6 protein-coding genes are annotated in these 8,183 nt (G+C 33.6%); all 6 read left to right on the forward strand.

Annotation, left to right across the window (positions count from 1 at the left end):
• Positions 1-1,081 (forward strand): T9SS type A sorting domain-containing protein (locus tag ACH2CG_RS14785; protein ID WP_395066553.1); only part of this gene is annotated, 1,081 nt, incomplete at its 5' end.
• A gap of 54 nt (positions 1,082-1,135) precedes the next feature.
• Complete coding sequence (locus tag ACH2CG_RS14790) at positions 1,136-1,861, forward strand: hypothetical protein (protein WP_395066555.1); 726 nt, start codon at positions 1,136-1,138, stop codon at positions 1,859-1,861.
• 12 nt (positions 1,862-1,873) lie between these two features.
• Complete coding sequence (locus ACH2CG_RS14795) at positions 1,874-1,996, forward strand: hypothetical protein (protein ID WP_395066557.1); 123 nt, start codon at positions 1,874-1,876, stop codon at positions 1,994-1,996.
• A gap of 335 nt (positions 1,997-2,331) precedes the next feature.
• Entirely contained in the window at positions 2,332-6,666 is a 4,335-nt protein-coding gene (locus tag ACH2CG_RS14800) for a T9SS type A sorting domain-containing protein (RefSeq protein ID WP_395066559.1), read from the forward strand.
• A 62-nt stretch (positions 6,667-6,728) separates the two neighbouring features.
• Positions 6,729-7,346, forward strand: coding sequence for a T9SS type A sorting domain-containing protein (locus tag ACH2CG_RS14805; RefSeq protein ID WP_395066561.1), 618 nt, complete (start codon positions 6,729-6,731; stop codon positions 7,344-7,346).
• Between the two features lie 124 nt (positions 7,347-7,470).
• On the forward strand, positions 7,471-8,183 hold a 713-nt coding region (locus ACH2CG_RS14810), incomplete at its 3' end, for a hypothetical protein (RefSeq protein ID WP_395066563.1).

Raw genomic sequence — 8,183 nt, forward strand, 5'->3', positions numbered from 1 at the left:
AACTTATCACGGAAGCATCAACCCTTGCTATATTACCGCAATGAACGCTACTCCAACGGCATTATATATAAGAGGTCACGTTAGTAGTTGTAATCCTGGCTCACCTATACCCAACAACGAAAATTATTATGGCAGTCTTAATAGTTATCAACCAACTGCATTAGGTTGCATCAGTACTTACCTATCTAAATTTAATATCGATGGGCAAAGAGAATGGAGTACTTATTATGGAGCTAATAACATTTCCAATGCAAATTCAATAAAAACATATGAGAATAAAGTTTATTTTTCAGGCAATGGCTATGGGAATTTAATTACTACTTCTGGCGTATTTCAAGAAAATTCATTTGGAGAGAATCCACCATACCTCGTTCAATTCACAGAAAACAATACTCGCAATTGGGGTACTTTTTGTGGGGCAAATACTGGGTTTCCAGCAAATGGTAGTTCAGGTGCTGATTGCAATCTCAATATTGATGATTTGGGTGGGATATATCTTTCTGGCTCAACAGCATTGCATACTAACATTGCTACATCAGGAGCTTATCAATCGGATATCGTAGGACAATACAATGGATTTGTTTGCAAATTCGACAATCAAGGACAAAAAATTTGGGGAACCTATTATGGTGGTAACGCAACAGAATACAGTATGATTACACATCCTTATGGCAGAGATAATTTTTATGTTATTGGCACAACAACAAGTACAACGGGTTTAACAACACCCAATTGCTACCAACCAAATTTAATAACTTATGACATAGACAATGGAACTCCTAGAAACATTTTCATTGCTCACTTTAAACCAATACCATTAGCTACTGAAACTTTCAACCAAAATTCATTTTCTATCTATCCAAACCCTACCAATGGCAACTTTACCGTAGCACTCAAAAACACAACTTCTCAAAATTATACCCTCGACCTTTTTGATATGATTGGTAAAAAAATAATCAGCCAAAAACTAAACCCTACACAAACAATCATTACTACCAGTAATTTAACCAAAGGAGTTTACATTGCCAAAATAACAGGCAACGAAAATAAAAGCTACAACACAAAACTCATAATTAATTAAATCAAAAAAAAATTATAGATTTGTAACTAATTGTAATTAAAAAAACATATCATTATGGCATCAACATCCGAAGTAGGTCACGCAAAAAATATTGCAAACCTTAATTTGCTTAACACCAACATTATTGCAGTTGGTGCAATCTACAATCCAAGTAATTCAAAGCTGAAAATTACAAATTTACAAAACATTTATACGTCTGCATTTACACAACAAGAAAGCGTAAACAATTTAGTCGCTCCTTATTCGGTTGCAGTTGATGAAAGAGAAGTAATTTTCAAACCATTAAACCGAGAATTAACAAAACTTCGCAAAGCCTACAAAGCAACCGAAGGCGTTACACAAGTGCAATTAGAAGATTTTATGACAATTGTTCGCAAACTAAAAGGAGTAAGAAAAACAGCAATAGCTACATCTACAAATCCCGAAGAAGCACAAGTAAATTACTCAACATCACAAATGAGTTATGACCAACGCACAAACAATATGGATTTATTGATTGCGCTACTTCAAAATACACCTAATTTCAACCCAAACGAAACCGAATATAAAGTAGTAACTTACCAAGACAAAAAAGCACAAATGCTAGTTAAAACACAAGCAGTAGCAAACACTTTTGTACCATTAAATAACGCACGTAGTACAAGAAACAACACGTTATATTTATCCGATGATAACCTTGTCGATACTGCAAACAAAGCCAAAGACTATTTATTTACAATCCTTGATGCAAGTTCAGTACAATACAAATCAATAGCAAAAATAAAATTCAAAAAACGATAATCAAATTAACCTATGTACAAATCGAACAAAGCCTTGTCGCAATCGAACAAGGCTTTGGCTCGACAAAACAAAGCAATGGCTCGACCCGAAAAGACAAAGGTAAAACCAAACAAGACATCGGCTCAATCGAAATAACCTTTGTCCCAATCGAACAAGACAATGGCTCAACAAAATAAAGCTCTGTCCTAACCGAAACAAACAGAAACCAAAAAGAAAAAGGCAGAAGATTGAAAACGAGCATTGAAGTAAAAACAAAAAAGGCGTCAGTTAACAGCCGTTTTGCGAGATTGCGAATTATGTGCAAAATTGACGTTTATCTTTCGCAAGAAATTTAGTAGTAACAGAAAATACTCGGTTAGGAAGCTCGCAACCTCGCAAAGCGGCGAAACGTTACAAGAAACCTTCGAGCTACACAAAACGCAAGAAAACCGAATATAATATAACAAATTAATAACTAAAACCAAAAAACAATGAAAAAACAATACAAACTATTATTACTATTTTTTATTTTGACTAGCTTTTTCAAAGGCTATTCTCAACAATATGAAATCAATCTTTCACCAGAAGGAAAATTAGAAACGGTATATGACAATCGTGGTAATCTATTAAAATTAAAAGATATTTTAATCGATGCTCCAAAAGATTTTGGTTATCTAAAAACTACAACTGTAACCTGTTCTACAACTTCTTATTTTAATTTATATTTTGAACCTGGTTGTGGCATGGAAGATACCTCAAATCCAACACAAAATGCACGACGTGCTGTGCTGTGTAAGGTTTTTGAAGACATCTCTAATTTTATTACCTCACCACTTTCAACAACAGGCAACAAAGTTAATATTTGGGTTAGAAACATTGCTAACGTAAATGTGCCGACTGGAACATTAGGTTTAGCATCTTCTTTTTATATACCTTACGCTAACAGTACAAATACAATAGGTGGAATTTTAGACGGTGAAATATGGAAAACAATACACACGGGAGTAGATTCCTATACAAATATTTCTAGCGCAACAAATACTTTTTATCACGGAGAAGTTTCCTTTAATTTCGACCCGAGTATAAGTTGGAATACCAATTTAACAGTAAATACTCCAAGCAATATGTATGATTTATATACTGTTATGCTTCATGAGATAGTCCATTCTTTGGGTTTTGGAAGTTTCATTAATCAAAATGGAGCCTCTATCGACCCATCACCTTATTTTAGTAGGTATGATACTTTTTTAAGAACTAATACTAATGTTCCCTTACTCACCATTGGAAGTTGTAGTATGTATGATATTAGTTTTAATTCAAGTGTTTCCCCAACTGTGTTAAGACCTGGTTGTACCTTACCTAATAACTTAAGCACTGGAGTACTTAACACTACTGTTTGTAACAATGCTATAAAATATGTAGGCTCTTCAACAGTTCCAGTTTATACTCCAACATGTTTTGAGCTTGGAAGTAGTTTAAGCCACTTTGAAGATATGCTGTATCCTACATGTGCTACTCCATACGTAAATGACAATTACTTTGTTTTAAGTAATGTGAATCTTATAGGAACAACTAAACGCTACTTAAAACCAGAAGAACGTAAAGTACTCTGTGATATTGGTTATAACGTAAAAACAACGTTTGGTTCAGCTACAACCAGTACTGGTTATTACAATTATGGAGGGACAGTATGTACAGGAATATCCGTTGCTGGGGTAAACGATGGTATAAATAGTACCACTGGAGCATATACTTTTACTGGAAGTATTGCTACTACGGGAGCAACAAGTACGTCAGTTTCTATATCAGGTCTTTTATCAAATGATGTTAATACAACCAGTTTTGAATGTCTACAAGATATTACTGCGCCGACAACCTCAACAATTGTCAATACTTTCGGAACGAATGCAACAATATCAACGTTTACAACCTCAACACCTGGCTTACATTTATTGCGTTATATCCCTATAAATGGCACAAAACGTGGCAACATAACATATCTTTATGTTTATATTATTCCTCCTTACAATCCTGGTGAGTGTGCTCCAGCACCCAATACATGTGATTTAGTAATGAATGGAAATTTTGAACAATATTCTAGTTTGCCAACCAATAATTATCAAATAATAAAAGCTTGTGTATGGAATAGTCCAACTAGTGTACAGGGCTGGACACCAAGCTATTTCAATTCTGGTGTTATACCTGGCTCTACTCCAAATGCGCATTTTGCTGATATACCTTGCAATGCATATGGTTTTCAAGATTGCAAAAACAATATAGGAAATGGATATGCAGATATTTATAGGTCTGAACACGATGGGCGAAAACATTTACTAACAAAATTAAAAATGCCTCTTCAAGCCAATACAAACTATCAATTAAGTTTTGATGTATCTCTGCATGATGGAAGAAGTAATTTTGGAAGTAATATACAAGCATATTTATCAGTAACTGCCAATGCAACTTTAGATCCTTTTACAATTGAATTAAGTAATATTACTAATCCGAATATGTTATTAACATCATCTTCAATAGTAAGAAATTCGACAGGATGGGAAACTTTAACTTTTAATTTTACAACCTCAATTGGAGGTGAAGAGTATTTATATTTAGGATTGTTAAAAAATTTACCTTTAGTTTTAAATACCCCATCAATGTTAGTACCTAACTGTTCTTATAATAATACAACTAGCTTAACATTAAGTTCATTTGAAAGACCATTGGGTTATTATATCGACAACGTATCCCTCATACCAACTAATGGAGCTGTTTTAAATTTACCAACATCAATTTGTAGTACTCAAAACTTAAGCGACTTGTCATTATATATAAGTGGCACAACCGCTAATGGTGTTTTTTCAGGTACAGGTGTTACTTTAGCAAGTGGTATCTATTCTTTCAATGCTTCAGTTGCTGGCGTAGGCACTACTACTATTGGCTATACTTTTACAAATAGTAGTGGCTGTACTACTACATTATACGACACAATAACTATTAGTACTACATCTTCAAACACCATAGTTGTAGATGCTATAAATGATAATTTCTCCAGTCCGCCAATAATCGGTGCGTCAGGAGGTGTTACTACAAGTGTTTATGCCAATGATTTATACAATGGTACTGCTTCAAGTTCTGCTTCATTGCCAAATGTTACTTTTGCATTAGTTCCACCTCTATCTATAGCAGGTGCTACCATCAACAGTTCTGGTCTTATTTCAATACCAGCAGGTACTCTAGCAGGTACATATACGCTAACTTATAGATTAAGTGTTGTTGGGAATTGTACAACATCTGACACTGCAACAGTAACTATTCTTGTAATTAATTCCAACTCTACACCTAATCTTGTTGCTGGTATCAGAGCCAACAATGCTGTTAACCTTATTGAACTACAAAGCACAAATAAATCAATAATATCTGGCTATTTCACAACCTACAATAATCTTTCGACTCCAAGAATAACGAGATTAAATACTGATTTGACTTTAGACCAAACATTTGTAACTGCTGGACCAAACCCAACAAGTTATCCTCCAAATGATATGGTTATACAATCAGATGATAAAATTATTGTAACAGGTGGTTTTTCTGGATTTAGCGGAGGTTCAAATGGATTTGGTATTGCAAGATTATTAGCAAACGGTGCAATCGATACAAGTTATAATGTTGGAGGTGCTGGAACTGCCATTAATCTTGGATATACCAACAATATACCTTACGGATTAGCTATACAAAGTGATAATAAAATTTTATTGGGTGGAGATTTTTACTATTATAATGGAATACAAAGACTAGGAATAGTAAAAATTAATACAAACGGCACAATTGACACTTCATTTGTCCCAACAGAATTAAACTCTTACTATAGAAGTGTTGTTACAGGCATAACCATACAGCCTGATGGAAAGATTATATTGTTAGGCTTCTTTAGCCCACCAACAGCTGGAGCTACTCAAAAAAATATTATTCGCTTAAATGCTAATGGCACTATCGATACAACATTTTTAGCTGGTGATACTTTAGGTTCATTATCTTATAATGGTAATTTAGGAGTTTCATTGTATTCTCCACTTGCCAGAGCAGTTGTACAACCTGATGGCAAAATTATCATTGCAGGTGCTTTCGATAAATATAATGGTACAAATGTTAAATGTTTAGTGCGTTTAACTGCAACTGGATCTATTGATACCAGTTTTAATATTACAACTGGTGTAGAAAGAGCCATTAATGAACTAATTCTTGAACCTACAACAAACAAACTAATTATTGGTGGTGAGTTTACAGTTTTTGGAGTAACTGCCGTTAAAAAACTCATTCGTTTAACAACCACAGGTACATTAGATACAACTTTTAGTATTGGAACAGGAACAACAGACAGTACTTCTTCAAGTTGTTTTTATTGCTTAAATTATATAAAAGCATTAAAACAACAACCTGACGGAAAAATAATTGTGGGCGGAAAATTCACAACTTTCAACGGATTGTCGGCTACAAATATCACTCGTATTTTTGGAGACGCTGGTGTACAAGCAAAAAATAGCATAGCAGAATATCAGAGTGAACCTGAAATTGATACTAATCCCAATTTTAGTGCTATAACCATTTATCCTAATCCAAGTAAAGGTATTTATAACATAGACTTAAGCGATGTGAAAGAGCCAACTACAATAACAGTATTTAATATTTTGGGTGAGCTAGTATTTAAACAATTACTTACTCCTCAAAGCCAAAATCAAATAGATATTACTAATTTATCAAATGGCTATTATATTGCTCGTATTGTAAATCAATCATTTGACAAGCAACAAAAACTAATAAAAAACTAATAACTTAATTCAACCCTTTGACAAAGTTGTAACTTTGTCAAAGGGTTTTAATAGTAATAATTATGAAAAAAAAATTAACTTTAATTATCTTGCTTACCATTTTAATAGGTAATGCACAATGTCCTGCTCCATCAAATTTAATTCTTTCAATCCCTTATGCCACTGCTGCACAATTAAACTGGACAGAAAATGGTACAGCTACTGCTTGGGAAATAGCTGTAATACCAGATTATTATATAGGATCTCCAATGCCAACCTTTGGAACGATTTATTCTGGGACTGATCCATATATAATAAATGGTTTACCCCCAACTTATGGATGTTATGCTTTTTTTGTCAGGTCAGTTTGTTCTACAACTGATGTTAGCCCTTGGGTTGCAGTTGGTTCTTTGGGATGTTCAAGTGATGTATACAACTATCTTGCTACTTTAAGTACTGATACTCATAATTTAGAAAGTAATGTGATACAAGTTTATCCTAATCCATCTAAAAATGTTGTTCAAATAAAAAGTAATTCAAAAATTGAAAAAATAACAATATTTGATTCTTTAGGTAAAGTAATTTTAATTCAAACTGAAAACAATAATGAAATTGATATAGAAAATCTTTCTAAAGGAATATACATAATTGAAGTCTATACAGAAAATGAAAAAAATTATAGAAAATTAATTAAAGAATAATAACTATTTCTATAGATACTATTAAAACAGTCTTGGCTTTGCCAAGGCTGTTTTTTTTTATTATTTTAATTTTTTGTAGGAAAAATTTATTACTTTTGAATATATAACTTAAACTTAAATAATCATGACATCTAAATCCGAAACAGGACACGCAAAAAACGTTGCAAACTTTCAAGATTTAATTTCATTCGTAACAGGTTACGGCGCAACTTACAACCCAAACAAAAACCCACTAAAGTTGCCACAACTCACAACTTTGTACACAGCATCACAAGCTAGTTTAGCCGATGTTGTTACAAAAAACACAGCTTACAATAACAAAGTCAATGAGCGTGTTGTCGCCTTCAAAGATTTAAAATCGCTATCAACAAGATTAATAAACGCATTACAGACCACCGATGCAACTCCCGAGAAAATTGCAGATGCAAAAGCATTCAACAAAAAAATGCAAGGTGTAAGAGCCAAAGCAGTAGAAACTCCAACCGACCCAAACGCACCAGCTCCAAACACAATTTCAACAAGTCAGCAATCTTACGACCAACAAATTCAGCATTTAGCGGGTATCATTTCCGTTTTACAAACTGAACCGAGTTATGCACCAAACGAGAACGATTTAAAAATCGTAACCCTTACAGCAAAACAGGCAGACCTAACAGCTAAAAATAGTGCAGTTGCCACAGCATACACCAACGTAAGCAATTCAAGGATTGCCAGAGATACTACAATTTACGAAACAGACACAGGATTGTTTGACATCGCAAGCGAAGTAAAGAAATACGTTAAATCAGTTTTCGGAGCGACAAGTCCACAATTTGCGCAAGTAAAAGGAATAGAATT

The sequence above is a fragment of the Flavobacterium sp. genome, from assembly GCF_043778725.1.
In the GTDB taxonomy this organism is placed as follows: domain Bacteria; phylum Bacteroidota; class Bacteroidia; order Flavobacteriales; family Flavobacteriaceae; genus Flavobacterium.

What these genes read in the sequence shown, in the direction of transcription:
- ACH2CG_RS14790 (WP_395066555.1), top strand. Translation starts at nt 1,136, where the DNA reads ATGGCATCAACATCCGAAGTAGGTCACGCAAAAAATATTGCAAACCTT.
- ACH2CG_RS14795 (WP_395066557.1), top strand. Translation starts at nt 1,874, where the DNA reads ATGTACAAATCGAACAAAGCCTTGTCGCAATCGAACAAGGCTTTGGCT.
- ACH2CG_RS14800 (WP_395066559.1), top strand. Translation starts at nt 2,332, where the DNA reads ATGAAAAAACAATACAAACTATTATTACTATTTTTTATTTTGACTAGC.
- ACH2CG_RS14805 (WP_395066561.1), top strand. Translation starts at nt 6,729, where the DNA reads ATGAAAAAAAAATTAACTTTAATTATCTTGCTTACCATTTTAATAGGT.